Source organism: Kitasatospora sp. HPM-01-4 (assembly GCF_051374625.1).
Classification (GTDB): domain Bacteria; phylum Actinomycetota; class Actinomycetes; order Streptomycetales; family Streptomycetaceae; genus Kitasatospora.
This window is the reverse complement of sequence record NZ_JBPQGP010000005.1, coordinates 8024791-8050982: the sequence shown is the minus strand read 5'-3', so window position 1 is coordinate 8050982 and position 26192 is coordinate 8024791. Positions and strand designations below refer to the sequence as shown.

Genomic DNA, 26192 nt, shown 5'->3' with positions numbered 1-26192 from the left:
GGGAACGAGGCCATGCCGCACCAGCAGGCAGCACGGACCGGTGGGAACGCCGCACGCGCCAGGGTGAGCGTCGCCCTGGTCTTCGCCGTGCACGGCGCGGTGACCGGCAGTTTCGTCACCCGCATCCCGTGGATCCAGGACCATCTCCACCTGAGCCCCGGTCAACTGGGCCTGGCACTGGTCTCCCCCGCCCTCGGCGCCTCCTTCGCGATGCCGCTCGCCGGGCGGATCGTGCACCGCTTCGGCGCCCGCGCCGCCGTCCAGGGTCTGCTGACGCTCTGGTGCCTGTCACTGGCCCTGCCGGCGCTCTCGCTCGACCTGGCGACGCTCTGTCTCGCCCTGCTGCTCTACGGCGGCACAGCGGGGATGGCCGATGTCGCGATGAACGCCCAGGGTGTCGAGGTGGAGGAGCGCCTCGGCCGCTCGATCATGTCCGGGCTGCACGGGATGTGGAGCGCCGGCGGCCTGGTGGCCTCCGGCTTCGGTGTCCTGGCCGCCCACCAGCGTCTGGACGCCCGGCTCCAACTCGCCGTCACCGCCGTGGTTCTGGTGCTGCTGGCCCAGCTGGTCTGCGTCGGCCTGCTGGACGTCCGCCCCGAGCCGGACGCCGAGGCGCCGCCGCGCTTCGCCCTGCCGCCCCGTTCGGCCCTGGTGATCGGCCTGGTCGGCTTCTGCGCCGTCTTCGCCGAGGGCGCCAGCATGGACTGGAGCGGCGTCTATCTGCGCACCGTCACCGGCTCCTCGGCCGGCACCGCCGCCGCCTGCTACACCGCCTTCGCCGCCACCATGACCATCGCCCGGCTGTCCGGAGACCTGGTGATCCGGCGCCTCGGACCGGTCGGCGCGGTTCGCCTGGGCGGCGCGGTCGCCACCCTGGGCGGCGTCCTGGTGGTCGCGGCGCACACCCCCTACCTGGCCATTCCCGGCTTCGCGCTGATCGGCATCGGCATCGCCGTCGTGGTCCCGCTGGCCTTCGCCGCCGCCGGGCGCAGCGGCCCCAACCCGAGCCAGGCCATCGCCGGCGTCGCCACCGTCACCTACACCTCCGGCCTGGTCGCCCCCGCGATCGTCGGCGGCATCGCCCAGGCCAGTTCGCTGACCGTCTCCTTCACGGTGGTGACGCTGCTGGCGGCCGCCCTGGTGGCCGGCGCGGGCGCCCTGCGGCAGCGGCCGGCGGACGGCGTGGCAGGCGGCGCGCATCCGGTGGCGGTGACGGGCGGAGAGCTCGACCGCTGCCCCGACTAGCCGGCGTCGGGGCCCAACGAGCGGACGGGCCGGGCCGGTTCGGCACGGCGGGGCCGTCCTGGCTGTCGGGGGTGCCGCTCATGGCTGCCGCTCACCGGCTACCGCTCAGGGTTGCCGCTCATGGCTGCCACTCATGGCTGCCGCCGGAGGACGGCGCAACTGAAACGCTCCGGCTGAACGGGCGGGAGGACGTCCGCATCCGGATAGACCGAGCGCATGTGCTCCTCGGTGCAGAAGACCATGTAGTGCGTGCGCTCCTCGCCCTCACGGCACCAGTCGCCGCCGGAGTCGAGCACGAAGTCCTCGTTGTTGACGAGGGTCGCCCAGGTGATCCGGGCGCTGGTGGCCTCGGCCTCGAGGGCTTCCACGTCCATGCCGGGCTCCTGCCACCTGCGGGCGGAGGCCAGCCGCCACCGGAGGTTGTCGAGGTCCGGCCACTCCTCCGCACGTGCCCAGCCCGGCGGAGGCTTGAAGTAGGGGTCGATGAAGGTGAAGGCGAGGACTCCGTCGTCCGTGAGGAAGGTCCTCAGCTGGGCGACCAGTTCGCGCATCTCGGCCTTGCTGGTGTGACTGAAGACGGACTGGGCCAGGATGACGTCGAACCGCCCGAGATCGGGAACCGGCAGACGCCTGGTGCCGCCCGGGTTGTACTCGAAGTTGTAGCGGTCGTAGTGCAGGAAGGTGGCGTCCGGGTACCGGCGGCGGCCCTCCTCCACGGCCTCCGGGATGACATCCAGGCACCAGTAGTGGCCGTGCCGGATCGTGCACTCCGGATCGAGCAGCAGATTGCCCACGTTTCCACCGAAATCAAGCACCCGCTTGGCCGGCCAGCCGGGTCGGCCCAACTGCCGGTCGAAGTACCGGAACTGGCCCGTCCGGGCGGAGATGTACGGGGCCGCTGAGCCCCTGCCGGGCGTTTCCGTCATGCGGTTCTCCACTTACTGCACCAGAGTCGGGCCCTCGTACCGCGCTACCGACACCCAGCGTAGGCAGTCGGGCATCGCCCTGCCGGTCCGGACGCACCGGGCGGGCCTGGGCTTCTCCGGTTCGGGTATGCGACTGCTCCACGCCCGGGTCGCGGATGTGCATGGCCCCACTCGCGGGCGCCACGCGGCGTGGGCGCCCGCCTGCTCCGGGATCCGGTCGTGACGTGAGCGCTGCCGAACGCGTCACGGGTCGGGCGGCCGTGCGGGCTGTGCCGCGCCCCGGACTACCGGCGGTTCCAGCACAGCTGGGGCGACGCCCTGGGGGTTTGCCTTCCCGGCGCACTGGAGATGGATCGCAGGCTGCAGACGGACCGGCGAACGCCCGAGGGACGCCAGCGCACCTTTAGGGCGGCGGCCGGTGACCTGCCGGACGGCGCGTTCATCCGCCTGGACGGCGAGATCGGACTGGTGCGGCAGGGCCGTTGGCGGCCCTGGTCGATGGCCGGGTACGGCGCGGCGCGGGCGGTCGCCCCGGACCTTCGAGTGGAGGTGCTCACCCCCGCGGTGACGGTGCAGGTGCTGGCCGCCGGGTACGCACCCGTCCTGCACCCGTCCGCCGGATGAGCGGGAGCGGCTGCGGCCTGCGCCGGGCAGGCCGGAGCCTGTGCCGCAGCGGGTGAAATTCGGATCTCACATTCGCGGCAGCCGCACCGTCTTCCAGGTGAGACAGCCGGTGGAGAAGACGGCCGGACACGGCGAAGGCCCGAAGGCCGAGCGGAGGCCGCCGGGCCCGGAGGGGACCGGCGCAGGCCGGCTGTCCCGGGAATTCGGACACATCGGTTCGGATTCAAGGTCTACGGCAGGGCGAGGATGAAGGAACCATTCGAGAAGGCGGTCGAGCAGCACGGCGCGACCGTGCTGCGGGTGTGCCGGGCGCTGCTGGGGACACACGACGCCGACGACGCCTGGTCGGAGACGTTCCTGGCGGCGATGCGGGCCTGGCCGGGGCTGCCGGAGACGGCGAACGTGGAGGCGTGGCTGGTGACGATCGCCCGGCGCAAGGCGATCGACGTGCTGCGTGCCGCCGGCCGCCTGCCGTTGCCGGCCGAGGAACTGCCGGAGGCGCCCAGCTCGCTGGGTGTGCCGGGCGCCGGCGACGGGGAGCTGTGGGAGGCGGTGGGGCGCCTTCCGGCCAAGCAGCGGCAGGCGGTCACCTTCCGCTACCTGGCCGGGATGTCGTACGAGGAGATCGCGGCGGTCCTGGGCAGCAACACCGCGGCGGCCCGCCGGGCGGCGGCGGACGGCCTGAAGAATCTACGAAAACACTATCCGGGCGCGACCTCGAGAGGAGCATCTACATGAACGGCACCCGATCCCACGATGACGTCCTGAGCATGCTGTCGGCTCCCGTCGACGCCGGAACCCTGGCCCGGCTGCACCGCCGCCTGGAGGCTAAGGCCCAGGCCGCCGCCCTGGTCGACATCGCCTACACCGTCGTCGACTCCCCGGTCGGCCCTCTGCTGCTGGCCGCCACCGACCGGGGCCTGATCCGCGTCGCCTACGCGGTTGAGGACCACGACCAGGTCCTGCAGACCCTGGCCGACAAGGTCAGCCCGCGCATCCTGCACGCCCCCGGCCGGCTGGACACCGCCGCTCGCGAGATCGACGAGTACTTCGACCGCCGCCGCCGCACGTTCGACCTGCCGCTGGACCTATCCCTGTCCAAGGGCTTCCGGCAGCTGGTCCAGCAGCACCTCCCCGAGATCGGCTACGGCCAGACCCGCAGCTACCGCCAGGTCGCCGAACTCGTCGGCAACCCCAAGGCCGTGCGGGCGGTCGGCACCGCGTGCGCGACCAACCCGCTGCCGGTGGTCGTCCCCTGCCACCGGGTGCTGCGCACCGACGGCACCCTCGGCGGCTACATCGGCGGCCTGGAGGCCAAGACCGCCCTGCTGGAACTGGAGGCCGCCGCATGACCGCCACCACCGCCACCAAGACCGGGCCGACAGCGAAGAGGAAAACGGCTCCCGGCACGGACACCGGGGCCGGGCCGTGGGCCGGCCGGGCCGAATCCGCCGACTGGGAGGCGGCGGCCGCCGAACTCGACGCGTTCGGAGGCGCACTGCTGCCCCAGCTGCTCACCCCGGACGAGGCCGCCCGCATCCGGGACCTGTACGAGCGGCCCGAGCTGTTCCGCTCCACCGTCGACATGGCCCGCCACCGGTTCGGGTCCGGCGAGTACAAGTACTTCCACGTCCCCTACCCCGAGCCGGTCGAACAGCTCAAGCAGGCCCTGTACCCGCGGCTGCTGCCCATCGCCCGCACCTGGTGGCAGCGGCTCGGGCGCACCGCGCCGTGGCCGGACACCCTGGACGAGTGGCTGGACATGTGCCACGCGGCCGGGCAGTCCAAGTCCACCGCGATCCTGCTGCGCTACGGCACCGGGGACTGGAACGCGCTGCACCGCGACCTGTACGGCGACCTGGTGTTCCCACTCCAGGTCGTGATCAACCTGGACCGGCCCGGCACCGACCACACCGGCGGGGAGTTCCTGCTGGTCGAGCAGCGCCCCCGCGCCCAGTCCCGCGGCACCGCCACCCTGCTCCCGCAGGGTGGCGGCTACGTGTTCACCACCCGCGACCGGCCCGTGCGCTCCGCGCGCGGCTGGTCCGCCGCCCCGGTCCGGCACGGCGTCTCGGCCATCCGCTCCGGGCACCGGCACACCCTTGCCCTGGTCTTCCACGACGCCGCCTAGCGTCCCCGGCGGCCACCGCCGGCCTGTCCGTGGTCACCGGCCCACACGGCCGCCCCTGCCGTAACGGCAGGCCGGTATCCGGCGGGGGTGGCGGCGGCCGGATGCCGACCGGACAAGGTGTGCCGCCCGGACCCCTGCCGGCCGTGGAAGAACGTTGACGAGGAAGGCAATTCCATGGACCCCCTGACCAGCCCCCTGCTGGCCGATCCCCCACCGCCGGGCCCCGACCTGGCGGTCACCGATACCGAAGTCGCCGCGCTGGTCGGGCTGGCCCGGGCGCGCGGCGCCCGCAGCATCGCCATCGGCTCCGGCCGGACCCCGGCCGCACTGGCCGCCGCCGACGCGATCACCCGGGCCTGGCAGGACACCGGCGGCGTCGTGGCCGTCACGACCACCTGGCCGGAGACCGCGGCCTCCTGGCTGTGCCAGGCTCGCCAGTTCGCCGACGCGCCGGCCGACATCTGGGTCATGACCGGCCCGGAGACCGGCTGGGCCCAGGTGGCCCGGCGGCTTCTGTGGTCCACATCCTGGCGGCCCGACCGCACCCTGGCCACCGCCGCCATCGGCTGCCGGGCCACGCTGGCCCTGGTCGGCGCCCGCAAGCTGTCCGGCCTTACCGGGACCGACGCGAACGGAGAGACCTGGACCGTCACCGACGACGGCGACCTCACCGTCACCGGCCCCGGGGCATCACGATGACGGCGCTGTTCGACCTGCCGAAGGCGCCGCGCGATCCGGTCAGCCCCGCCCCCGGGGCGCACCTGCTGCCCGGCTGGCTCACCCCGGCCCAGCAGGCATGGCTCGTCGGCCAGTTCCGCACCTGGGCCGCCGGGCCGGTCCCGATCCGCGCCCCCAGCGTGCGCGGGCACCGGATGAGCGTGCAGAGCGTGTGCCTGGGCTGGCACTGGCAGCCCTACCGGTACAGCCGGCACGCCGACGACGTCAACGGAGCCGCCGTCCTGCCCCTGCCCGACTGGCTGGTCCGCCTGGGCCGCCGGGCCCTGCACGACACCGGCCACCCGGCGGACCACGTCGCCCGGTACACCCCCGACGCGGCGCTGGTGAACTTCTACGACACCGGCACCCGCCTGGGCATGCACCAGGACCACGACGAGGCCAGCCGGGCGCCGGGGAGCAACAACCGCACCGGGCGCCACACCCCTCCGGGCCGGAGCCCTTCGCCCGTTTCGTGATCGCATCTCACATTCAAGGGCGCCCGCGCGTCTGCACCACAGACAGGCAGCACGCGCAGACAGGAGATCGACATGGACGTCCGACACGCCCACGTGGACAGCCCGGTGGGACCGCTCCTGGTCGTCGCCGGTGACGACGCCCTGACCGGGCTGTACTTCCCGGGCTACCGGTACACGCCCCGGCCCTCGGCCTGGGGCCGGCGCGCCCACATCCCGGCCGACCCGGTCCTCGCCCAGGCCCGGGAAGAACTCGACGAGTACTTCGCCGGACAGCGGCAGGTCTTCGACGTCGCGGCGGTGACCAACGGCGACGAGTTCCAGGAACAGGTCTGGGCGCAGCTGCGCACGATCCCGTACGGCGTGCGGATCACCTATGGCGACATCGCGGTCGAGCTGGGCAGCAGGGGGTTCGCGCAGTCGGTCGGCCAGGCCGTGGGGCGCAACCCGGTGAGCATCGTCATCCCCTGTCACCGGGTGGTGGGCGCGGGCGGCAAGCTCACCGGGTTCGGCGGCGGGCTTGAGCGCAAGCAGCTCCTGCTGGACCTGGAGGAGCCAGCCGAGGCCCGGGCCGGGCGGCTGTTCTGATATGGAGAGCTTTTTGTCAAGGGACATGGGGGATGTCCCCGTTCGCGACGTAGTGTGGGCTGGCGGGAGGCCGGGCTGGGCGTCGTTCTCGACACGCGGTCAGCCTGATATGCGCGGGTTGGTTACCGCATGACCGGGTTTTCGTCGGGGGTGGGCCGCTGGTCTAGCGACCGAGCGTGGGCCGCTGGTGGGCCTGCTCATAGAACGGTCGCGGGTCACCCCTCGCGCTGCCTGGTCCGGTCTCCCGTCGGCCGGTTTGTGGGGTGCTGGGGATCAGCTGACCCGAGCCGACGGTTGACTCGGGCTGGCGCCCCGCCTACGGGCGTCACCGTGCTGCCCCCGGACGCCCCGAAGCTCGCCGAGCGTGGCACGCCGGGCATCGCTGATGGACATCGCCTCCGAGCTGCCCGCCTTGGTCTTCAGCCGCCTGCTCGGCTTCCACCAGGACACCGGGGACAACTGACTCGCGAACGGCAGGGCTTCGGCGCCGGCTACGCCGCCGAGATCAGCCGCCAGTGACACCGGCGTGCACACCGCCATCGCCCGGGAGGGTGAGCGTTGGCCGTCTTGCGCACGAGTTGCCCCGGGCTGATCCCCCGCCAGGTGATGTCTGTGGCCCGCGCTACCATGCGGCGATTTGAAGGCCTCATGAGTTTCACCGTTCCGCCGCCGCCCCTCGATATGGCGGACCACTTCCCGGACCTGGTTCCGCATGCTCGATCCACCACTCTGCTGTACCCGCGTGTAGGTGCCCCGGCCGGTGGGAGAGCTCGCTCGGTGGACCACTGCTGTGGCCGGCTGAGGTCATGTCCCCAGCTTGGCAGGGAACACGGTTCCTTCCGGTCGAACGCGGTGACGGTGGGTCGACACGGGACTCACGGCTCTGCGATCATGCGTGAGCTCTGTTCGTTCGCCCGTGAGGTGATTTTTTGAGGAAGGTAGCACTGCGTCCCCACGCGCTGTTGCCTCGGCAGTACGACGACCAGAAGATCCTGAGAACCACCGTGGATGCCTGGGGGAGAGCCCTGTGGCTGATCTGCCCCAACGCGGAACTCAGTCCCGACTATCCGGGCGGAAGGCCCTACCTGAGGCCCCGCAAATACCCTTACGAGGCGCTTCTCGTCATCAGTGACGGCGGCACGGTTCGGAAACAGACCTTGCACGATGTCACCGTGAGGGTCACCGGGCTGGATGCGCTGCCCAACGGTCGGTTCCTCCTCAAAGGCTATGGCGCTGAGGACGAGAAGAACGCCCAGATCTACGGCCGGGACGGACGCCGCCGCAGCAGCTTCGAGATGGGGCGCGGCATCGAGTTCATGATGGCGGACCGTCGGCACCACGTATGGAGCGCCTACTTCGACGAAGGCGTCTTCAGCGGCGACCCGATCAGCGCCAACGGCGTGGTGCGCTGGGACAGCGGCGGAAACCAGCAGTGGGGCTACTCACCTCCCAAGGGCGTCCGCCCCATCGACGACGTCTACGCCTTCAACGTCGACGACGGCGTCGCCTGGGCCAGCTACTACAACTACCCGACCTTCCCGCTGCTCGAGGCCCGGACCGACGGGCGCATCCGGCTGCGGAAAACGCCCGTGGTCGCCCCCCGGGGCATGGCCGTGCACGGGGATGAGATCGTCATGCTCGGCGGCAACCGACAGCAAGACCGGCTCCACCGCTGCCACATGACGGAGAGCGAGGTCCTGCTGATCGAAGAAGCGTGCCTCACCTTCCCCAACGGCACACCCCTCAAGCAGTACGCGCGCCCCGTCGGACGAGGACGGCACCTGTACCTGTACGGCAAGACGCGCAGACAGTGGTACGTGATGGAGATCTAGGCCGGCGGACGCTCGCTCCCGGCACGCCTTCGGCCTGCGCCGCGTGGTACGCGGCGGGGGCCGAAGGCGCCTTTGTCGTAGGGTCGTTGGGAGCGCTGCGTCAGCCGAGCTGGCCGGTCGGGCGCACGGTGATGTGGTTGATGTCCACGCCCACGGGCTGGTTGATGGCGAAGGCGATCGTGTTCGCGATCTGCTCGGGGGTCATCGTCGGCGAGGCGTCGGGGGTGCCGCCGCGCTCGTTCCAGAACGGGGTGTCCACCACCCCGGGGGCGACGACGGTCACGCCGACTCCGTCCTTGCCGACCAGCAGCCGGGTGTTCTCGGCCAGCGCGTGCGCGGCCCACTTGGTGACCGAGTACAGGTTGCCAGGCGTGTTGCGCACCCCGGCGACCGAACCGATGATCACGATCCGGCCCTTGGACTCCCTGAGGTGCGGCAGGGTCTCCCGCACCAGCAGGGCCGGGCCCAGGACGTTGGTGAGGACCATGGCGCGCATGTCCTCGGGGGCGTGGCTCTCCAGGTTGCCGGGCAGTGAGAAGCCGGCGTTGGCGATGACGTTGTCCAGTCGGCCCCACACGTCCACCACGCGGCGCACGGCGGAGGCGACGTCGTGCTCGTCGCTGGTGTCGCCGGTGATCGTCAGCAGCCGCTCGCCCGCTCCGGCCGAAGCGGCGAAGGCGGCCAGCTTGTCCGCGTCACGTCCGGTGACGGCCACATGGTGGCCCTGCTTGAGCAGGGCGCGGGCGGTGGCGGCGCCGATTCCGGTCGAGCCACCGGTGATCAGCGTGACGGATTCCATGGGACGGCCTCCTAAGCGATGTGGTCATCGGGGCTCCCGCAGCGTCCTGGATGTCCGCGAACGCGAGGCGGCGCGTCAAGTCGACGAACTCCCCGCCGTCGGCCCCCCGAAACGCCTGCACTATACCCAGCGATCTTCCCGTCGAGCCGGTCCACCATCGCTGACCGGCCACGACCTGGTCCCGAGAGCCATCCTCGAGGCCAGCTCGGCGCGAACCGATCCCTACCCGGCGTCCGCTCTGCCATCTCGCGCCTGGGAGGTGCCTGACGCCCGGCAGGACAACAGTCATGGGATGGTCATGGGTGACGCCGGTGGCATCTACGTCTTCGTGTGCCGTTCCTGCCCCAACTGGCCCACGACCCACCGCTATGACTGCTGCTGGCCGAAGACGGAGGAGAGGAGCGATACACATGAACGGGTTGCCCGAGATCGTTGGACGCGATGAGTTCGCTGCTCTGATCATCAGAACCGATTACGAGGATGAGGTGCCGGCCGGAGGGTCAACCACAAGCGCGTCGAGCGCCTGATGCGCGAGCACGGCATCGTGGGCGTCCACTTGCGCAGGAAGGTCCGCACCACCGTCCCCGAACCCGAGGCCACCCCGGTGCCCGACCTGCTCCAACGGGACTTCACCGCCCGGGCGCCGAACACCAAGTACGTCGGCGACATCACCTGTCTCCCGACAGGCGACGGCCAATTCCTCTATCTGGCAACAGTCTTGGATTCGCATTCGAAACGGCAGGCGCGCTGGTCAATCGCCGACCACATGCGCACAAAACCGGTCACCGATGCCCTGAGGGCGGCCGCCGCGACCAGGGGCGGTGACCTGCGCGGCGCGGTCTTCCACAGCGACAACGGCGCCCAATACTGCTCGAAGGAGTTCGCGAAGGTCTGCCGCGCGCCCGGCATCGCCAGAAGCCGTGGGGCCGTGGGGCCATGGGAACTTCGGCGGACAACGCTACCGCGGAGTCGTCCAACGCGACGCTGAAACGCGAGACCCTGCAAGGCAGCAAGCGATGGCCCGGAGCCCGCCCCGCCCGGCTCGCCGTGTTCCGATGGATCAACCGCTACAACACCTGGAGGAGGCATTCCCCCTCGACCACATGACCCCGATCGCCTACGAGCAGAGATCATTTACGCCGGCCACGGCCGCATAGCACCCGGTGTCCACGTTCCCGGGGGGAAGCCCCCACAGCGACGAGCAGACCAAGTGACGGTCACACTACCGCCCCGGCAGCTACCGACTCGGCCGCCGCTGGGTCACCCGCCACAGGCGGCGCGGCAGTTCGCCCTCCTCGAAGGCGTGTACCTCGACCGGCTCCCAGCCCTCGGTGAGCGTGTCGACGAGGGCGCGGGAGAAGAAGTGCACGGCGAATCCGCCGTGTTCGAAGATGTCGTCACCGTGGGCGACGCCCGTCCCGAAGTGGGCGTCGCCGGTGTGCCGGACGGTGTAGACGAACGTGCCGCCGGGCCTCAGCACCCGCCGTACCTCGGCCACCAGGGCCTCGATCTCCGCGGTGGAGAGCGCCATGCACAGCAGCATGTGGGCGAAGACCGCGTCCACGGAGGCGTCCGGCAGGGCCAGCGGTCGGCGGACGTCCTGGACGGCACGGCTCACGGCCACCCCGGCGGCCTCGGCCCGCTCGGCCAGCTGGTCCAGCGCGACCGGGCTGAAGTCGGTGGCGTGGACCGTGAAGCCGCCCGCCGCGAAGTGCAGCGCGTCCCGTCCGTGCCCGGCTCCGAGCTCGAGCACCCGCCGGGCCCCGGCCGCCCGGAACACCTCGGCGGCGTAGCGCGCCGCCTCGGAGGGTCGGCCTCCGTACATTCCGGGATGCTCGGTGTAGGTGTGCTGCCAGTGCTCGTGCTGGGCGCGCGCCAGTGCGCCGCCCGCCGGTCGTTCGTCCTGTGTCACACCTCACCGTATGCCAACGCCGGCCGACCGGCGCATCCCGCTGTCCCCCGGCCCCGGGCCCCGCCCCGCGCCCAGGGTCCCGCACGGGGCCGCCCGGCGGGCATGGCATCCTCGCTCTCATGAATTCCGCAGCTCAGCCCCTCTCCCCCGCCCACCGCAACCCGGTCGGGGCCCATGTGCCGGTCGCCGGGCGCGGGCTCGCGGGTACCGGACTCGCGTACGCGCGCAAGGTCGGCGCGGAGGCGGTACAGGTCTTCGTCGCCAATCCGCGCGGCTGGGCCACTCCGGAGGGCAACCCGGCGCAGGACGAGGAGTTCCGCGCGGCCTGCGCGGCTGCGGGCATCCCGGCCTATGTGCATGCGCCGTACCTGATCAACTTCGGCTCGGACTCCACCGCGACCAGGGCCCGTTCCACCGAGTCGCTGCGCCACTCCCTGCTGCGCGCCCATCGGATCGGCGCGCTCGGGGTGGTGGTGCACACCGGATCCGCGGTCGGCCGGGCGGCGGACGGCGGTTCCCGGTACGCCGAGGCGATGGCCCAGGTGCGCGAGGACGTGAGGCCGTTGCTGGACGAGCTGGACGCGCTCGGCGACGACGCACCGTGGTTGCTGCTCGAACCGACCGCCGGGCAGGGCAGTTCACTCTGCTCCCGGATGGAGGACCTGGCCGAGTACCTGGTCGCGCTGGACCGCCACCCGAAGGTCGGCGTCTGCCTGGACACCTGCCACGCCTTCGCCGCCGGGCACGATCTCTCGGCCGAGGACGGCGTGGCGCGGACGCTGGACGCCCTGGTCGCCGCCGTCGGCCCCGGGCGGCTGCGGCTGATCCACGCCAACGACTCGATGGACGTGGTCGGCGCCCGAAAGGACCGGCACGCCAACATCGGTGCCGGGCACATCGGTTCGAGCGCCTTCCGCCGGCTGTTCGCCCACCCCGCCACCGAAGGTGTCCCGCTGATCATCGAGACCCCGGACGGCCGCCACGACCCCGACCGCGTCGAGGGCGCCCGCCACACCGCCGATCTCGACCTGCTCAAGCAGCTGCGCGCCGAGGCCCACCGGGGCCGGTGAGGCCGACCGTGCACCAGCCGCCGCTCGCCCCGGACCGGCTTCCGGGGAGCGGGCCGGCGGCATCGAGTTCACGCCATCCCGGGCCTCGGCGCCGCCGGAACAGATCGCCGATCCCGGCCCGGGGCGGGACGGCGATCCCGCCACGTCCCACGGGATAACGGGGCACCGGGCCGGATTCCGTGCCGTGCGCCCGCCCGTCACCCGGCCACCGGACCACGCAGCTCAGGGCGTACGCAATCGGCTGGGCGCAGACTTTTGAAGCTGACCGAAACGTATGCTGCGCCGTGCGTTTCGATGAGTCAGGCTGAAGCCATCTGAACTTCGGCGGTTCGTTCACAATGTTGATTCATTTCAGCTGAACCGACTGCCGCCAACGGAGGGGAGCTCCGTGCGCGACCGAGGCGGATTATTACATTCCATTGAACAGGCGCGTGGCACCACCACAACGGACGGTGCCAGGTGAGTACGGGTCGACGGACCGCGGCTTTCTTCGACGTCGACGAGACACTCATCACGGCAAAAAGTATGTTCGAATTTCTGCGCTACTGGCTGGCGCGACACGGGGACGACGGGACAGTGTTCCAAAAAAGGGCCGACGCGCTGCTGGAGATGGCCAGGAGCGGCCCCCGGGAAACCGGCAACCGGGCCTACTACACGAACTTCGCCGGCGCTCCCGCCGCCGGGCTCGCGGCCGCCGGCCGCGACTGGTACGCCGCCTACCGCACCGGGCCGAAGGCCTTCGTCACGGCTGCGCTCGGCGCACTCGCCCACCACCGGGCCGCCGGCGACCTGGTCGTCCTGGTGTCCGGAGGCTTCGCGGCCTGCCTGGCACCGCTCGCCGACGACCTCGCCGCGGACCTGCTGCTGTGCTCGGACCCGCTGGCCGCCGAGGACGGCACCCTGACCGGCGCGGTCGGCACGGCGATGATCGGCCGGGCCAAGGCCGCCGCGGTGGCCGAGACGATCGACGCGTTCGATCTCGCGGCGGCGGACTGCTGGGCCTACGGGGACCACTCCAGCGACCTCGACATGCTCGCCTCGGTGGGGAACCCGGTGGCCGTCGGAGACGACCCCGTCCTGCGCGCACACGTCCGTGATCACGGCGGACTCGTCCTGCCGGCGACCGGCGGACCGCGGGGCGACACTCACGATCAGGAATTCGGAAAACCCTCCTCCATTCAAGCGGAAAATACGAGCATTCCGTGAATGCCGCACACCGATCGTCCACATAGTGGCAGAACGGCACACACCTGGATTTCAGGCTCCGCCTCGCCGCTCCCCGGAGGCCGTGCGGATCACCACGGCACCGCCGCACCACCGACCGAAGCCGGCGCGCCACGCGCAGAAGGGAAATCCCGCATGCCGGAAATCGCGAGCCCGACACTGATCGTCGTCGGCGACAGATTCGGGGCGTTCGCCGACCAGACCTCATCCGTCACCGTCTCCGGTCTCATCGAGCGGCTCCGCGCCGGTGCACACTCGGAAACGACCGGCCCCGGCGCGCTTTCACTGCTCGAAGGGCAGGGAGTCACCGCATACGACTGGGATCGAATCCGGTACGAACTGAAGCGGTGTGGCCTGGACGGAGACACCGTGATCCACCGCGGCTCCCGGGGGCGGCTCGGCGACCACACCGAGACGCACAAGCACCGCGAGAGCAACGTGCTCCTCGCGGGGCTGACCCGGAGCTCCGACCGGACCTTCCATGCCGCGCTGCGGCTCCACAACGACAACGAGCTGCAGCTCGACCACCAGGCGAGCCACGTCCAGGGCATGGTCGTACTGGAGGCCGCACGCCAGATGTACGTCGCGGTGTGCGAGCGGTACTACACCTACCGATGGCCGGAGCACCGCTACGGCCACGTGTTCGACCGGCTGGAGACCAGCTTCCGCAACTTCCTGTTCCCCGTCGAGGCCTCGATCGAGTGCGAGGTCCTACGGGTGGACCTGAGCGATCCACAGCAGCTGGCCTTCGACCTCGAGGTCGCCCTCGTCCAGGCCAGGCTGCGCTGCGCCACCGTGCGCATGGTCGGCACGGCACTGCCCGCCCCGCTGCTGGAACGCAAGGAGCGCCGTGGTGCCGAGCGGGCCGTCCGGCACGCGGCCACACGGATCGCCGCGCCGCCCGAGCTCGCCGCCGTCGAGTGAACCGGCCCACCCAGCAGTCGACTTGCCGCCGTAGAAGGGAACGCATGCGATGACCTCCCCCCTGCTCCTGGTGACCGAAGTACCCGTCGCGCGAGAGACCGTCCAGGAGGCGCTCACCGTCTGGCGAAGCCGGACGGCCGCTCCCGGGAGTGTGCTCTATGAGAGCACCGAGTCTCCGGCCGTCCTGGAGCTGACCCCGCTGGCCGGGCTCGCCGAGCTCGCCGTCCTGACCGCCCGGTGGCGCGACCTCGGCCAGGCGCTGGCCCCGCTGTCCACCGGGGACGTCCGCCGTCAGGTGCTGGCGTTCGTGGCGGCACCCAAGCCGGTGGCGAACGAGCTTCCGGACACCCCGTACATCCAGCTGCGCCATGTCGAGGTCAAGCCGCCGGTGCACGAGGAGTACCTCGCCTGGCGCGAGGGGACCATCTTCGCCGAGGTCCTCAAGTCCGAGCGGATCGAGGCGTTCCTCGCCTACCACTCCCTGCTGAGCACCGAGCCGGGGGTCATGTTCGTCTCCGGTTTCTCCTGCGAACCGGCGCAGTACCTGCCGACCTTCGCCTCGGAGCGGTACGCGGAGATCGCACGGCAGGCGCATCCCCGGTTCGTCACCGACGCCGGGCTCTACACCCGGATCTACCGGCGGGTGGCCGGCGGGGAGGGCGCGCGATGACCCGTTCACGCTCCTATGAACTGCGGATGACCACCCAGGGCCCGCTCTACCCGCCGAGCGAAGTCATGAACGCCGACGGACACTTCGTGGTGATCGGCGCGATCAACCGGCCGGCCGCCGACGGCACAGTGGCGGCGGAGTGGGGCAGCGCCCTGGTCGCCGCCGACAGCACACTGCCGCCGTTCGGGCGGAACGCCCCCTACCGGATCGTCCGGGAGCTGCCGGCGGAACTCTCCGACGAGGACCGGGAGATGGTCCTCTGTACGCTGCCGCTGCCCCTGCCGTGCTCCAACTACACGGCCGTCATGGCCCCGGAGCAGCAGCCGGACCCGTTCTCGGTGGTCCGCCCGAGCTATCCGTTCCACCAGGTCCCCATCCCCGACCTGCAGCCCGAGGACGGGCCCAAGGTGACCCGGCCCGTGACACTGGGCCAGTGGATCAAGGCGCGCGGCAGCCTGACCGTGACCCTGGCGGAGGAGGACACCGCGGCGGACTTCCGCGGAAGGTTCCACGGGCTCATCCCGAACAGCCTCTACACCGTGATGGCCATCCGGCGCCGTGATCTCGATCCGGACGGCCCCTCCCACCCCAGCCCGTTCGGCGTGCCGAACGTCTTCGTCGCCGACGAGGAGGGCAACGGCAGCTACTACGCCAGGATGCCCAACCCCTTCCCGGCACCCGACGCCAAGGACGCGGACAACCGCATCGTCAACTTCGTCGTGCTCTGGATGAGCTACCAGCTGAACTACGGCGGTGCCGTGGGACGGCATGGGCTCGGGGCCGACATCCACGCCCAACTCCGGCTGCCCGGGCCGGGGTTCGAGGAGTTCACCACCCACGCCTGACCGGTGGGGCGCAGCCCGCCCCGCACCGGTCGCCCAGCCGGCAGATCGGAGTTCCGGACATGCCGCACAGCCTCTTCCAGACCACACCGACCATCCCCGACCGGGGCCTGGCGGTCAGGCCGTCCAACGCCGCGGCCGGGCTCACCCGCCCCGTCGCGATCCGCTCGACCGGCCTCCACATACCGCCCCGGGTGGTGACCAACGAGGAACTGACCCGCACGCTCGACACCTCCGACGAATGGATCACCACCCGGACCGGCATCAGAGAGCGGCGCTTTCTGGCGGACAACCTGGCCACCTCGGACATGTGCATCGACGCCGCCCGGCAGGCACTGTCCCGCGGCGGCGTCGACCCGGCCGAGCTGGATGCCATCGTCCTCACCACCTTCACCCCCGACCAGCCGCTGCCGTCCACCGCGCTGATGGTCAAGCAGGCGCTGGGTGCGCACCGGGCCATTCCGCTCGACCTCACCCAGGCGGCCTGCGCCGGCGGGATCTACGCCCTGCTGGTGGCCGCGCACCTCCTGCAGAACGACTCCTACTCCAACGTCCTGGTCATCGGTGCCGACGCCGGTTCGCGCGCCACCGACCCTCTGGACCGCGGCACCCGGGTCTTCCTCGGCGACGCCGCCGGAGCCGTGCTGCTCGTCCCGGGGGCCGCCGGGTTCGGGCTGCTGGCCTGGGACACCGGCGACCAGCTCTCCTACGAGGTCGAGATCCCCGCCGGCGGCTCGCGTCTGCCCACCAGCCCGCTGACCGCCGAAAACCGCGGCCAGTACCTGAAGATGCAGGGCAAGGCCGTGTGGAACATGGCCACCAGCCGTCTGCCGGACAGCATCCGGAAGACCGCGCTGCGTGCCGAGGTCGAACTGGACGACATCAGGTACTTCCTGCTGCACCAGGCGAACCTCAACATCATCAAGGAGGCGATGCAGAGCCTCGGCATGCCCGCCGAACGCGCGCTCACGACCGTCGGCCGGCTCGGCAACACCGCTGCGGCCAGCATGTTCACGGTGCTGCACGAGGCCATGGCGAACGGGCTGCGGCACGGCGACCTCCTCATGATGTCCGGGATCGGCGCGGGCTTCCTGTGGGGTTCGGCCTGCTTCCGGCACGACGGGCGGTACTGACCGCGCCGGCCGTGATTCCCGCGCGCCCCGAACCGGACGGTCCGCGCCGCCGCACCGAAGCACCCGGGTCGGTCAAGGAGCCCCGGGTCGAACCGACAACCCAAGGAGTGTGATTCCACCATGACCAGTCCCTCCCCCAGCAAGGAGACGATCGAGGAGTTCGTCGTCGGCACCCTGGTCAAGCTGGGCCTCGACCGGGCGGAGCTGACACTCGACGCGTCCTTCGACGACCTGGGCGTCGACTCGCTCCATGTGACGGAGCTGGGCCAGGCCGTCGACCGCGAGTTGGGCATCCGGGTGCGCGCCGCGGACCTGGAGGAGACCAGGAGCCTGAGGGAGGCCCTGGCCGTCATCTTCGCGAAAGCCGAGCTCTAGAGGGAGGCTCCCATGACCGTCACCCTGACCGGGGCCGGCGCCGCGCTACCCGAACGGATCCTGAGCAACCACGACTTCGCCCATCTCGACACCTCGGACGAGTGGATCGTCCAGCGCACCGGCATCCGGGAGCGCCGCCGGCTGGCCGAGGACGCGAGCCTCGCCGAACTGGCCGCGCTCGCCTGCGAACGGGCGCTGTCGGACGCGGGCGTGACCCCACAGGACATCGGGCACGTGGTCGTGGCCACCTCCACCGCGGACCGGATCAGCCCCGGTATGGCCGTGGAGATCGCGACCCTGCTCGGCATCGACCGACCGGCCGCCTTCGACCTCAGCGCTGGCTGCTCCGGTTTCGTGTACGCGCTGGACCACGCGATCGCGACCATCGAATCGGGACGGGCCGAGCACGTCCTCGTCTGCGGCGCCGAGGCACTGTCCCGCATCACCGACCACACGGACCGGAACACCGCGGTGCTGCTCGGCGACGGCGCCGGTGCGGTCGTGGTGTCGAAGGCACCCGGGAGCCTGCGGCCGACCTTCGCGCTCGGCTCCGACGGCACCCGCATCGAGCTCCTCTACGTCGGGCAGGACCGGCTGATGCGGATGCGCGGACGGGAGATCTTCGAGAGCGCCGTGGACGCGATGGCCGATCACACCGAGCTGGTACTCAAACAGTCCGGCCTGAGTCCTGACGATCTCGACCTCTTCATCGCCCACCAGGCCAACGCCCGCATCGTCCAGGCCGTCGCCCGTCGCCTCGGCGTCTTGGGCGACCGGGTCTTCCTCAACGTCGACAAGGTCGCCAACACCTCCTCCGCCTCCATACCGCTGGCTCTGGCACACGCCCGGGAGCAGCAACTCCTGTCCCCAGGAGCGGTGTTGGGGTTGGCCGCCTTCGGCGCCGGACTCTCCTGGGGCGCCGGCATCATCACCTGGCGGGCTCCGGCGGCCGGGCGCGGCATGACCGGGCCCGCCGCCGACCGGGGTGGGCGATGAAGGTTCCGGGCAGCGTCGCCCTGGTCACCGGCGGCACCTCCGGTCTCGGTTTGGCCACCGCGAAGCGGCTGCTGGAGGCGGGCGCCCGGGTGGTCATCGCCAGCCCGTCGCGGGCGAAGGGCAGGGAGGCCGCCGAACGGCTCGGCCGCGGAGCCGTCTTCACCGCCGCCGACATCACCAGCGAGGCGGACGTCACCGCCGCGTTGGACGTCGCCCGGGAACTCGGCACCCTGCGGACCGTGGTGAACTGCGCCGGAATCGGCAGTGCCGTCAAGACCGTGGGAAGGCGCGGGGCCTTCCCGCTGGCCGACTTCGCCGAGGTCATCCGGGTCAACCTGGTCGGTACGTTCAACGTCATCCGGCTCGGCGCCCAACTCATCAGCGAGGCTGATGAGTTGGACGGTGAGCGCGGCGTCGTGGTCAACACCGCCTCCGTCGCCGCCTTCGACGGCCAGATGGGTCAGGCCGCCTACGCCGCCTCCAAGGGCGGCATCGTCGGCCTGACCCTGCCGGTGGCCCGCGACCTCGCCGCCCTGAAGATCCGCGTGGTCACCATCGCCCCGGGCCTCTTCGACACCCCGCTGCTCGCCGGCGTCCCCGAGAGGGCCAGGGCCGCGCTCGGTGCCCAGACCCCCCACCCCACCCGCCTCGGCAGACCGGACGAGTTCGCCGACCTGGCCCTGCACATCGTGCAGAACCCCATGCTGAACGGCGAGACCATCCGCCTCGACGGGGCCATCCGGATGGCCCCCCGTTGAGACCGTCGCGCGTCGGGAGCACCCGGCGTCAGAACCATCCACATTGAAGCGTCCCGTGTTGACACCACCCCGCGATAACCAGAGAGGACGGTCCCGACATGACCGGCAATCACGGACTGCTGTCCGGAAAGGTCAGCCTGATCACCGGGTCCAGCAGCGGCATCGGCGCGGCGGCCGCACGGGTCTTCGCCCGTGAGGGCGCGGCCGTCGTGCTGACCGCGCGCCGCGAGGACCGACTCGCCGCCCTGACCAAGGAGTTGCGGGACCAGGGAGCGGACGCGGAGTACCTGGTGGCCGATGTCGCCCGGGCCGATGACATGCGGCGCCTGGTCGAGTTCACCGTGGAGCGCTTCGGCCGGCTCGACGCGGCGTTCAACAACGCCGGCTACGGTGTCGGCCGCACGCCGCTGCACCTGCTGGACGACGCGCTGTACGACCAGATCATGGACACCAACGTCCGCGGGCTCTTCAACTGCCTGCGCCCCGAAATCGCGGCGATGCTCGCCTGCGGCGGTGGCGCGATCGTCAACACCAGCAGCGTCGGAGGGCTGGTGGCCACACCCGTGTCGGCCCCCTACATCGCCTCCAAGCACGCGGTGCTCGGGCTGACCAAGGCCGCCGCCGCGGAGTACGGCGCCCAGGGGATCCGGGTCAACGCCATCGCCCCCGGCACCACACGCAGCGAACTGGTCGAGGAGTGGTACGCCCAGAACCCCGGGATCGAGGCGGAGGTGCACCGCACGACCCCCCAGCCCCGCACCGCGGATCCCGAGGAGGTCGCCGAGGCGGCCGCCTGGCTCTGTAGCGACCGCAGTTCGTACGTCACCGGCGCGACGCTGGCGGTGGACGGCGGCTTCACCGCCCTCTGATGCCACGGCCCCGGACCGGCCGGTCGCGCACCGGCCGTACTCACCCTCTCGAACAGGTCAAGGAGAGAAGTCATGGTCGGTCGTCTTGAGGACAGCGTGGCGGTGGTCACCGGCGGGGCATCCGGAATCGGCCGGGCGATCAGCGAGCGGTTCGCCGCCGAAGGCGCCTCGGTCGCGGTCTGGGACGTGGACGAGAAGATTGCGACCGCCACGGCCGAGGAACTGGTGCGACTCGGCGCGAGGGCCGTGGCGTTCGGCGTCGACGTCACGGACGCGGGGTCGGTGGCCGCGGCCGCCGAGCGCTCGCTGGCGGAGTTCGGGCGGGTGAACCTCCTGGTCAACAACGCGGGCGTGTTCGACTACTACACGCCCCTCCTCGAAACCAGCGAGGAGCAGTGGGACCGCGTCCTGGACATCAACCTCAAGGGGATGTTCCTGGTCACCAAGGCGCTGCTGCCGGCACTCCTCGCCGACGGCGGGGTGGTCGTCAACACCTCCTCCATCTCCGGCGTGGTGGCCGGCGGCGGCGGTGTCGCCTACACCTCCTCCAAACACGGCGTGATCGGGTTCACCAGGCAGCTGGCGGCCGAGTTCGGCCAGCGGGGAGTACGGGCCAACGCGATCCTGCCCGGAGCGGTGGAGACTCCGATGACCAGGCCGATCCTCGACCAGGCCGATGCCGCCATTCTCGAAAGGGTCCGGAGCGTGCCCGCCGGGCGGCATGCGCAGCCTGCCGAGATCGCCAACCTGGCACTGTTCCTCGCCGGCGACGAATCCTCCTTCATCCACGGTGCCGCCTATCTCATCGACGGAGGGTGGACCGTCTTCTGAGCGGTCCAACCGCCTTTCCGGGCATCCGAGTTCACCGCTTCGGACGGCATGCGAAAGAAAGTGGACAGGTAACCTGTTCAGGCTTACTGTGTAGGTAACCTGTTCAACTGACCGAAGCGGTGATGACGGATCCATGGACCTGACAGCGTTGGCCACGGACCTGGATTTCGCGATACGCCGGCTGCGCGGCCGGATCCGGGCGGAGTCCGGTGTGGACGCCGAGGGGCTGTCACGGCCCCAACTCACGGCGCTCTACCGCGTGGTCCACGAGGGTCCGGTCACCACCAGCGAGCTGGCAGCCACCGAGTACATGCGGCCCCAGTCGATGAAGCAGACGCTGCTGGGCCTGGAGCAGTCCGGCCTGATCCAGCGCAGCCCCGACCCCGCCGACGGCCGCAGAGTGCTGCTGTCCGGGACACCGCGCGGCCGTGAACTGGTCACCCAGCTGCTGGGCCTGCACGCCCGCTGGCTGAGCGAGGCGATCGCCGGCGAGCTGAAGCCCGAGGAGCAGGAGACCCTGGCCGCCGCGGTGCGGCTGATCGAGCGGCTCGCCGACAGTGCCGCACAGCCGGCGGCGGCCCTGCCCCGCCGGGGCGGGCGAGGGGGAACACGGTGAGGAGCGAGTTAGCGGGCCGCCGCGCGGCGACGGCCGACCGAGCCGGTACACCGGGCTGGCGCCTGGTCACCCCGCTGCTGGTGGGATCGGCGCTTAATCCCGTCAACAGCTCCATTCTGGCGACGGCGCTGGTGCCGATCGCCCGCTCGTTCCAGGTGAGCCTGGTGGCCACCGCGGTACTGGTGTCGTCGCTGTACCTGGCCAGCGCGGTCGCGCAGCCGACGATGGGCAGACTCGCCGAACGGTTCGGCCCCCGGCGGGTGTTCCTCGTCGGCCTGGGCCTGGTCGCGACGGCCGGTGTCCTCGGAACGGTGGCGCCCAACCTGCCGACCCTGGCCACCGCGCGGGTGCTGCTCGGCATCGGCACGGCAGGCGGCTACCCCACGGCAATGATGATCGTCCGACGACTGGCCGAGCGTGAACCGGAGTTGAAGGTCGGCGGCACACTCGGCGCCCTGTCGGCCGCCGGGTTGGTGACCGCGGCCCTGGGACTGCCGCTCGGTGGGGCGCTGGTGGCGGTGGCCGGCTGGCGGGCGGTGTTCCTCGTCAACGTACCTCTGGCGCTCGTCGGCATCGTGATGACGCTCGGCTGGATCCCGCCCGACACCCGATCGCCCAGCCGTACCCCGGGAACGTCGCCGCTGGGCGAACTGGACCCGGCGGGGATCGCGCTGTTCGCGGGCACGGTCAGCTGCGTCCTGCTGTTCTGCAACGACCTGAACCACCCGGACTGGGCGCTGCCGGCCGCCGCCGTACTGCTGGCCGTCGCCCTGGTGGCCTGGGAGCGCAGAGCCAGGACGCCCTTCATCGACGTGCGGATGCTGGCCCGGAACCGGCCGTTGAGCATGACCTATCTGCGGATCGGGGCCACCCTGCTGGTGCCGTACTGCATCCTCTACGGCCTGTCCCAGTGGCTGGCGGAGAGCCGGGGGATGTCGGCGATCACGATCAGCCTCCTGCTGCTGCCCATGTCGCTGCTGGCCTCGCTGGTCACCGTCCCGTTCTCGCGGCGGCAGCTGGTCCGCGGGCCGCTGATCACCGCTGCGGCCGCGGCACTGGCCGGTTCGCTCGCGATGGTGTGGTTCGGCCGCCACACCCCGGTGGCCGTGATCGCGGCAGTGACCCTGGTGTTCGGGCTCACCACCGGCCTGGGCTCCGTGGGCAACCAGACCCTGCTGTACGCCCAGGCCCCGATCGAACAGGTCGGTGTGGCCTCGGGGTTGCTGCGCACCTCCACCAACCTCGGCGCCATCATGTCCGCCGGCCTGGTGAGCCTGGCGCTCGGCAGCACGGCCGACGACACCGGCCTGCACCACATGGCGCTGGCCCTGGCCGGACTCTCCGCGCTGCTGCTACTGGTCACCGTCATCGGACGGCTGCCGGCGCACACCCGCTGACCGCGGGCTCGGCTGCCCCGGCGGCGGCCGGGCCTCCGGCCCGCCCGGCGAGCCGCCTCGCTCGGGCGGACGCCCAGCCCCCAAATGCCCCTGTACACGCAAACGATCGGAAGGAAAGCACGATGACCGACGCGCTCACCCTGACACCGAGCCGCACCGCACTTCTGCTCATGGACCTGCAGGTGGGCATCATGGCCCTCCTCCCCGGCGACCACACCGCGGTGGTGCGCCGGGCCCAGCAGGCCCACCAGGCCGCCGCCGCGGCGGGTGTCCAGGTCGTGTTCGTGCGGGTGGCCTTCACCGAGGCCGAGTTCAAGGAGATCTCCAAGAACAACAAGACCTTCGCTCCCGCGGCGGAGCACCACCTCTTCGCCGAGGGCTCCCCCGAGGTCGCCTTCTGCCCCGACGTCCGCCCCGGCCCGAAGGACCATATCTTCACCAAGACCCGGACCGACGCCTTCAGCACCACCCGGCTCGACGCCTTCCTGCGGGAGCGCGGCATCGACACCCTCGTCCTGGCCGGCCTCACCACCAGCGGCGTCGTGCTCTCCACCCTCCGTGACGCGGCCGACAGAGACTACCGGCTGTTCGTCCTCTCCGACGTCTGTGCCGACCCGGACGCCGACGTCCACGACACCCTGATCAACTCGGTCTTCCCCACCCAGGCCGACCTCGTCGATCTCGAGTCCTTCAGCAGCGCCCTGGCCGACTGCCGCAGCCACGCGGCCGAGGCGGCGGAGTGACCGCAAGGACCGCGTAACCCGAACCCGGCCGATGAGCCCGGACCCCGGCGCGGTACGGAGCCGGGAGGACACATCGGCCGCTGATCCGGCAGCGCGGTCGAGCAGGCGAAGCCGGCCGGGGGCACGCCCCCGGTCGGCAGCATCGGATGGGGCATCGTCACGCCACGCGCCCTCCGCACGGCCGTCGCCCTCGCCGGAGGTGGGCACCCGACGGCGGTGGAGGCACGGCATGGCAATCCGGATCAGGATCGGCGACTACCAGCGGGTGACGGACGATCCGCTGGGGCGGACCTCCGTCGGCTACTTCCCCCGGATGACCGAGAGCGAGGCCTGGGAGGCCGGCCGCGGCGTATGGCGCCTGGACCTGCGCTCGGTCAACCGCGAGCGGTACGCCCTGGTCGTGGGCGAGGGCGTGGTACGGGCGATCGCCGAGATCACCGACATCACCGCCCACGACACCGCCCGGGGCAGGAAGAAGGCGCTCTGGGGAACGCTCCTCACCGACGGGCATCCGCTCTACGACCACTACCTCGACCAGCCCGACCCGCTGAGCAACGCCTCGCGCAACAGCGTCGCCTACGGGGAACTGCCCGAGGAGACCCGCCTGCGCCCCCGGGGCTGCGCATGCGGCTGCGGGCGCACCACCGAGCAGAACTTCGTCCCCGGCCACGCCCTACGGGCCATCCAGGCCCGGATCCGGGAGCACTTCGACGGCTCGGTGCTCTCGTTCATCACCTGGCTGGACCGCGAACTCCCGGCCGGGGCGCACCCCGCCGACGCGCTCACCGTCCACCGCACCGGGACCCTGCGGTGACCGGGCGGGCCGCAGGAGCCGCTCCCCGGTCCGAGACCGACCGGCGATAGGGCTCCGCGGCATCGCGCGCCGGTCGGTCTAAGACCGACCGGCAATAGGGAGCGTGGATGAAGAAGGGGGTCCCCCCGGCCGAAGGCTGGGGGAGGGTCGAGAGCCGAGTCTGGGCGTGCATCGTGCGGGGGCACCCCCAGCCGCCAGGCTGGGGGAAGAGAGCGCAGCGGCGCTGCGCGCGACGAGGGATGTGCGTTCGAGGGCCCCTCCTGCCCGATGGCGGGCAAGGAGGGAGAGAGCTATCGGCACGCGACGCCGCGGGCCCTATTGCCGGTCGGTCTAAGCTCACCGGGTGCCCCACGACTCACCTCCGGCCGACCCGGCAACGCGCCCGGCCCATCCGCTCGGCTCGCCCTGGCCGCGGCTCGCCCTGCTGCTGACGATCCTCGCCGCGGCGGCGGCCTCGCTGCTGTTCTGGGACCCGACCCGGGTGCTGACCACGGGGGCGCCCGGGCTGTGGCGGCTGCCCGTCTTCACCCTGGTCTTCGCCCTCGGCACCCTGGTGTTCGTCCCCAAGCCCGCGCTGAACACCGCCGCCGGGCTGGTCCTCGGCATCACCTGGGGGCTTCCGCTCGCCGTACTGGGCACCACCCTCGGCGCGGCCGGCGCCTTCGCTCTTGGAAGGTTGCTCGGACGCGACGCGCTCCGCCCCCTGATCAGGGCCAAGGCGCTGACCGCGCTCGACCGCCGGCTCACCGAGCAGGGCTTCCGCAGCGTACTGCTGCTCCGGCTCGTCCCGGGCGTCCCGTTCCAGGCGGCCAACTACGGCGCGGCCCTCTCCGGCGTGCGGGCGCTGCCGTTCCTCTCCGGCACCGCTCTCGGCGTCCTGCCCGGCACCGCCGCCTACGTCATCGCGGGAGCCAGCGCGGGGTCCCCCACCTCTCCCGCCTTTCTGCTCTCCGCCGCGGCGATCGCGCTGATGGCCGTGCTCAGTCTGTTCTCCCTCTGGCGCGCCTCCCGCCGCGGCGCCGGCGGAAAAGCCTTCGCGGCACCGGGCCGGGAGCTGGTAGGAAACGCGAATGAGCACCCGACACCTCGACCAGCCGGACCTTGACCCGCCGGGCCTGGACCCGTTGGAGACGCTGTTCGCCGAGCGGGCCTGCGAGCGCCTGATCGTCGACTTCCTCCGTCGGCTCGACCTGGGCGACCCGGGTTCGGTGGCCGATCTGTTCACCGCCGACGGGGTGTGGGAGTGGCCGCACGGAGAGCGCCGGGTGCAGGGCCGCGAGGCGCTGCGCGCGTACTTCGCCTCCCGCCCCGCCGACCGGCTGTCCCGCCGGATGTGCGGCAACATCCTGGTCACCGTGGTCTCGCCGGACGCCGCCACCGCGACCTCGTACTTCGCGACGTACCGGGTCGACGGCTACACCGGCGGGATGCTTCCGCCGATGCTGCCCGCCAACGTGGGGCACTACGAGGACACCTTCCGCAAGGTCGACGGCCGCTGGCTGCTCGCCACCCGGACCACCTTCCTGCCGTTCGGCGGGCCGACCCGGCAGCTCTGACCCGGCAACTCTGACCCGCCCGCCGAACACCGCCCGCCACCGTTCCGAGCGGCGGAGCACCGCACGGCCGAGGACCGGCGGCCCGGCGGCCCGGCGCCGAAAGGGCATCACCTCGGCGAATTCGCTG

At 71.5% G+C, this 26192-nt stretch carries 29 protein-coding genes and 1 pseudogene; 27 read left to right on the top strand and 3 right to left on the bottom strand.

The window, feature by feature from the left end:
* Positions 1–12 precede the first annotated feature (12 nt).
* Complete coding sequence (locus tag ACSMTC_RS34815) at positions 13–1245, top strand: MFS transporter (RefSeq protein ID WP_436563726.1); 1233 nt, start codon at positions 13–15, stop codon at positions 1243–1245.
* 131 nt (positions 1246–1376) lie between these two features.
* Here the strand turns inward: ACSMTC_RS34815 and ACSMTC_RS34810 are convergent, their stop codons facing one another.
* The gene (locus tag ACSMTC_RS34810; RefSeq protein ID WP_436563725.1) at positions 1377–2171 is read right to left on the bottom strand and encodes a class I SAM-dependent methyltransferase; all 795 of its coding nucleotides are present in this window, start codon (positions 2169–2171) and stop codon (positions 1377–1379) included.
* A gap of 468 nt (positions 2172–2639) precedes the next feature.
* Between ACSMTC_RS34810 and ACSMTC_RS34805 the strand changes: the two genes are divergently transcribed.
* The 8 genes from ACSMTC_RS34805 (at position 2640) to ACSMTC_RS34770 (ending at position 8536) form a co-directional block, all read left to right on the top strand.
* Entirely contained in the window at positions 2640–2795 is a 156-nt protein-coding gene (locus tag ACSMTC_RS34805) for a hypothetical protein (protein WP_436563724.1), read from the top strand.
* 246 nt (positions 2796–3041) lie between these two features.
* Positions 3042–3533: an RNA polymerase sigma factor gene (locus tag ACSMTC_RS34800; RefSeq protein ID WP_436563723.1), complete on the top strand. Its 492-nt coding sequence runs from the start codon at positions 3042–3044 to the stop codon at positions 3531–3533.
* Entirely contained in the window at positions 3530–4147 is a 618-nt protein-coding gene (locus tag ACSMTC_RS34795) for a methylated-DNA--[protein]-cysteine S-methyltransferase (RefSeq protein ID WP_436563722.1), read from the top strand. The genes ACSMTC_RS34800 and ACSMTC_RS34795 overlap by 4 nt, the downstream gene beginning before the upstream one ends.
* Positions 4144–4926, top strand: coding sequence for a 2OG-Fe(II) oxygenase (locus ACSMTC_RS34790; RefSeq protein WP_436563721.1), 783 nt, complete (start codon positions 4144–4146; stop codon positions 4924–4926). Before ACSMTC_RS34795 ends, ACSMTC_RS34790 begins: the two co-directional genes overlap by 4 nt.
* 174 nt (positions 4927–5100) lie before the next feature.
* Positions 5101–5625, top strand: coding sequence for a hypothetical protein (locus ACSMTC_RS34785; RefSeq protein ID WP_436563720.1), 525 nt, complete (start codon positions 5101–5103; stop codon positions 5623–5625).
* Complete coding sequence (locus ACSMTC_RS34780; protein ID WP_436563719.1) at positions 5622–6119, top strand: alpha-ketoglutarate-dependent dioxygenase AlkB; 498 nt, start codon at positions 5622–5624, stop codon at positions 6117–6119. The genes ACSMTC_RS34785 and ACSMTC_RS34780 overlap by 4 nt, the downstream gene beginning before the upstream one ends.
* Before the next feature lie 72 nt (positions 6120–6191).
* Positions 6192–6704, top strand: coding sequence for a methylated-DNA--[protein]-cysteine S-methyltransferase (locus ACSMTC_RS34775; RefSeq protein WP_436563718.1), 513 nt, complete (start codon positions 6192–6194; stop codon positions 6702–6704).
* A 1172-nt stretch (positions 6705–7876) separates the two neighbouring features.
* A complete protein-coding gene (locus ACSMTC_RS34770; RefSeq protein ID WP_436563717.1) occupies positions 7877–8536 on the top strand; it encodes a hypothetical protein in 660 nt (219 codons plus the stop codon).
* Between the two features lie 100 nt (positions 8537–8636).
* Here the strand turns inward: ACSMTC_RS34770 and ACSMTC_RS34765 are convergent, their stop codons facing one another.
* Complete coding sequence (locus ACSMTC_RS34765; protein WP_375936056.1) at positions 8637–9335, bottom strand: SDR family oxidoreductase; 699 nt, start codon at positions 9333–9335, stop codon at positions 8637–8639.
* A gap of 487 nt (positions 9336–9822) precedes the next feature.
* On the opposite strand from ACSMTC_RS34765, the pseudogene ACSMTC_RS34760 reads away from it, so the two are divergent.
* Positions 9823–10492, top strand: a pseudogene (locus ACSMTC_RS34760) (IS3 family transposase); the annotation flags it as partial.
* Positions 10493–10572: 80 nt separating this feature from the next.
* Here the strand turns inward: ACSMTC_RS34760 and ACSMTC_RS34755 are convergent.
* A complete protein-coding gene (locus tag ACSMTC_RS34755; RefSeq protein ID WP_436563716.1) occupies positions 10573–11247 on the bottom strand; it encodes a class I SAM-dependent methyltransferase in 675 nt (224 codons plus the stop codon).
* A gap of 119 nt (positions 11248–11366) precedes the next feature.
* Here ACSMTC_RS34755 and ACSMTC_RS34750 point away from each other — a divergent pair, with 119 nt between their 5' ends.
* From ACSMTC_RS34750 to ACSMTC_RS34670, 17 genes are all read left to right on the top strand, one after another.
* Positions 11367–12317 carry a deoxyribonuclease IV gene (locus tag ACSMTC_RS34750; protein ID WP_436563715.1) on the top strand — a complete coding sequence of 317 codons (951 nt, stop codon included), beginning with the start codon at positions 11367–11369 and terminating at the stop codon, positions 12315–12317.
* A gap of 459 nt (positions 12318–12776) precedes the next feature.
* A complete protein-coding gene (locus ACSMTC_RS34745) occupies positions 12777–13523 on the top strand; it encodes an HAD family hydrolase (RefSeq protein WP_436563714.1) in 747 nt (248 codons plus the stop codon).
* A gap of 153 nt (positions 13524–13676) precedes the next feature.
* Positions 13677–14465 (top strand): AfsA-related hotdog domain-containing protein, encoded by a 789-nt coding sequence (locus tag ACSMTC_RS34740; protein ID WP_436563713.1) that lies wholly within the window; start codon positions 13677–13679, stop codon positions 14463–14465.
* 49 nt (positions 14466–14514) lie between these two features.
* The gene (locus tag ACSMTC_RS34735) at positions 14515–15135 is read left to right on the top strand and encodes a hypothetical protein (RefSeq protein ID WP_436563712.1); all 621 of its coding nucleotides are present in this window, start codon (positions 14515–14517) and stop codon (positions 15133–15135) included.
* A complete protein-coding gene (locus ACSMTC_RS34730) occupies positions 15132–15980 on the top strand; it encodes a hypothetical protein (RefSeq protein WP_436563711.1) in 849 nt (282 codons plus the stop codon). Before ACSMTC_RS34735 ends, ACSMTC_RS34730 begins: the two co-directional genes overlap by 4 nt.
* A gap of 59 nt (positions 15981–16039) precedes the next feature.
* Positions 16040–17110 carry a 3-oxoacyl-ACP synthase III family protein gene (locus ACSMTC_RS34725; protein WP_436563710.1) on the top strand — a complete coding sequence of 357 codons (1071 nt, stop codon included), beginning with the start codon at positions 16040–16042 and terminating at the stop codon, positions 17108–17110.
* Between the two features lie 120 nt (positions 17111–17230).
* Positions 17231–17485: an acyl carrier protein gene (locus ACSMTC_RS34720; RefSeq protein WP_436563709.1), complete on the top strand. Its 255-nt coding sequence runs from the start codon at positions 17231–17233 to the stop codon at positions 17483–17485.
* A gap of 12 nt (positions 17486–17497) precedes the next feature.
* Positions 17498–18481, top strand: coding sequence for a beta-ketoacyl-ACP synthase III (locus tag ACSMTC_RS34715; RefSeq protein ID WP_436563708.1), 984 nt, complete (start codon positions 17498–17500; stop codon positions 18479–18481).
* Complete coding sequence (locus ACSMTC_RS34710; protein WP_436563707.1) at positions 18478–19239, top strand: SDR family NAD(P)-dependent oxidoreductase; 762 nt, start codon at positions 18478–18480, stop codon at positions 19237–19239. Before ACSMTC_RS34715 ends, ACSMTC_RS34710 begins: the two co-directional genes overlap by 4 nt.
* 98 nt (positions 19240–19337) lie before the next feature.
* Entirely contained in the window at positions 19338–20108 is a 771-nt protein-coding gene (locus ACSMTC_RS34705; protein ID WP_436563706.1) for an SDR family NAD(P)-dependent oxidoreductase, read from the top strand.
* A gap of 72 nt (positions 20109–20180) precedes the next feature.
* Positions 20181–20939 (top strand): SDR family NAD(P)-dependent oxidoreductase, encoded by a 759-nt coding sequence (locus tag ACSMTC_RS34700; RefSeq protein WP_436563705.1) that lies wholly within the window; start codon positions 20181–20183, stop codon positions 20937–20939.
* 133 nt (positions 20940–21072) lie between these two features.
* Positions 21073–21555: a MarR family winged helix-turn-helix transcriptional regulator gene (locus tag ACSMTC_RS34695; RefSeq protein WP_436563704.1), complete on the top strand. Its 483-nt coding sequence runs from the start codon at positions 21073–21075 to the stop codon at positions 21553–21555.
* Positions 21552–22952 carry an MFS transporter gene (locus tag ACSMTC_RS34690; protein WP_436563703.1) on the top strand — a complete coding sequence of 467 codons (1401 nt, stop codon included), beginning with the start codon at positions 21552–21554 and terminating at the stop codon, positions 22950–22952. The genes ACSMTC_RS34695 and ACSMTC_RS34690 overlap by 4 nt, the downstream gene beginning before the upstream one ends.
* Before the next feature lie 122 nt (positions 22953–23074).
* A complete protein-coding gene (locus ACSMTC_RS34685; RefSeq protein ID WP_436563702.1) occupies positions 23075–23695 on the top strand; it encodes a cysteine hydrolase family protein in 621 nt (206 codons plus the stop codon).
* A 229-nt stretch (positions 23696–23924) separates the two neighbouring features.
* The gene (locus tag ACSMTC_RS34680) at positions 23925–24509 is read left to right on the top strand and encodes a hypothetical protein (protein ID WP_436563701.1); all 585 of its coding nucleotides are present in this window, start codon (positions 23925–23927) and stop codon (positions 24507–24509) included.
* Between the two features lie 343 nt (positions 24510–24852).
* Positions 24853–25614 carry a TVP38/TMEM64 family protein gene (locus ACSMTC_RS34675; protein WP_436563700.1) on the top strand — a complete coding sequence of 254 codons (762 nt, stop codon included), beginning with the start codon at positions 24853–24855 and terminating at the stop codon, positions 25612–25614.
* Positions 25580–26065 carry a nuclear transport factor 2 family protein gene (locus tag ACSMTC_RS34670; protein WP_436563699.1) on the top strand — a complete coding sequence of 162 codons (486 nt, stop codon included), beginning with the start codon at positions 25580–25582 and terminating at the stop codon, positions 26063–26065. Before ACSMTC_RS34675 ends, ACSMTC_RS34670 begins: the two co-directional genes overlap by 35 nt.
* The last annotated feature ends 127 nt before the right edge of the window (positions 26066–26192 follow it).

Coding starts and splice junctions, on each gene's coding strand:
- ACSMTC_RS34815 (WP_436563726.1), top strand. CDS start 13: ATGCCGCACCAGCAGGCAGCACGGACCGGTGGGAACGCCGCACGCGCC.
- ACSMTC_RS34810 (WP_436563725.1), bottom strand. CDS start 2,171: ATGACGGAAACGCCCGGCAGGGGCTCAGCGGCCCCGTACATCTCCGCC.
- ACSMTC_RS34800 (WP_436563723.1), top strand. CDS start 3,042: ATGAAGGAACCATTCGAGAAGGCGGTCGAGCAGCACGGCGCGACCGTG.
- ACSMTC_RS34795 (WP_436563722.1), top strand. CDS start 3,530: ATGAACGGCACCCGATCCCACGATGACGTCCTGAGCATGCTGTCGGCT.
- ACSMTC_RS34790 (WP_436563721.1), top strand. CDS start 4,144: ATGACCGCCACCACCGCCACCAAGACCGGGCCGACAGCGAAGAGGAAA.
- ACSMTC_RS34785 (WP_436563720.1), top strand. CDS start 5,101: ATGGACCCCCTGACCAGCCCCCTGCTGGCCGATCCCCCACCGCCGGGC.
- ACSMTC_RS34780 (WP_436563719.1), top strand. CDS start 5,622: ATGACGGCGCTGTTCGACCTGCCGAAGGCGCCGCGCGATCCGGTCAGC.
- ACSMTC_RS34775 (WP_436563718.1), top strand. CDS start 6,192: ATGGACGTCCGACACGCCCACGTGGACAGCCCGGTGGGACCGCTCCTG.
- ACSMTC_RS34765 (WP_375936056.1), bottom strand. CDS start 9,335: ATGGAATCCGTCACGCTGATCACCGGTGGCTCGACCGGAATCGGCGCC.
- ACSMTC_RS34750 (WP_436563715.1), top strand. CDS start 11,367: ATGAATTCCGCAGCTCAGCCCCTCTCCCCCGCCCACCGCAACCCGGTC.
- ACSMTC_RS34740 (WP_436563713.1), top strand. CDS start 13,677: ATGCCGGAAATCGCGAGCCCGACACTGATCGTCGTCGGCGACAGATTC.
- ACSMTC_RS34735 (WP_436563712.1), top strand. CDS start 14,515: ATGACCTCCCCCCTGCTCCTGGTGACCGAAGTACCCGTCGCGCGAGAG.
- ACSMTC_RS34730 (WP_436563711.1), top strand. CDS start 15,132: ATGACCCGTTCACGCTCCTATGAACTGCGGATGACCACCCAGGGCCCG.
- ACSMTC_RS34725 (WP_436563710.1), top strand. CDS start 16,040: ATGCCGCACAGCCTCTTCCAGACCACACCGACCATCCCCGACCGGGGC.
- ACSMTC_RS34720 (WP_436563709.1), top strand. CDS start 17,231: ATGACCAGTCCCTCCCCCAGCAAGGAGACGATCGAGGAGTTCGTCGTC.
- ACSMTC_RS34715 (WP_436563708.1), top strand. CDS start 17,498: ATGACCGTCACCCTGACCGGGGCCGGCGCCGCGCTACCCGAACGGATC.
- ACSMTC_RS34710 (WP_436563707.1), top strand. CDS start 18,478: ATGAAGGTTCCGGGCAGCGTCGCCCTGGTCACCGGCGGCACCTCCGGT.
- ACSMTC_RS34705 (WP_436563706.1), top strand. CDS start 19,338: ATGACCGGCAATCACGGACTGCTGTCCGGAAAGGTCAGCCTGATCACC.
- ACSMTC_RS34700 (WP_436563705.1), top strand. CDS start 20,181: ATGGTCGGTCGTCTTGAGGACAGCGTGGCGGTGGTCACCGGCGGGGCA.
- ACSMTC_RS34695 (WP_436563704.1), top strand. CDS start 21,073: ATGGACCTGACAGCGTTGGCCACGGACCTGGATTTCGCGATACGCCGG.
- ACSMTC_RS34685 (WP_436563702.1), top strand. CDS start 23,075: ATGACCGACGCGCTCACCCTGACACCGAGCCGCACCGCACTTCTGCTC.
- ACSMTC_RS34680 (WP_436563701.1), top strand. CDS start 23,925: ATGGCAATCCGGATCAGGATCGGCGACTACCAGCGGGTGACGGACGAT.
- ACSMTC_RS34670 (WP_436563699.1), top strand. CDS start 25,580: ATGAGCACCCGACACCTCGACCAGCCGGACCTTGACCCGCCGGGCCTG.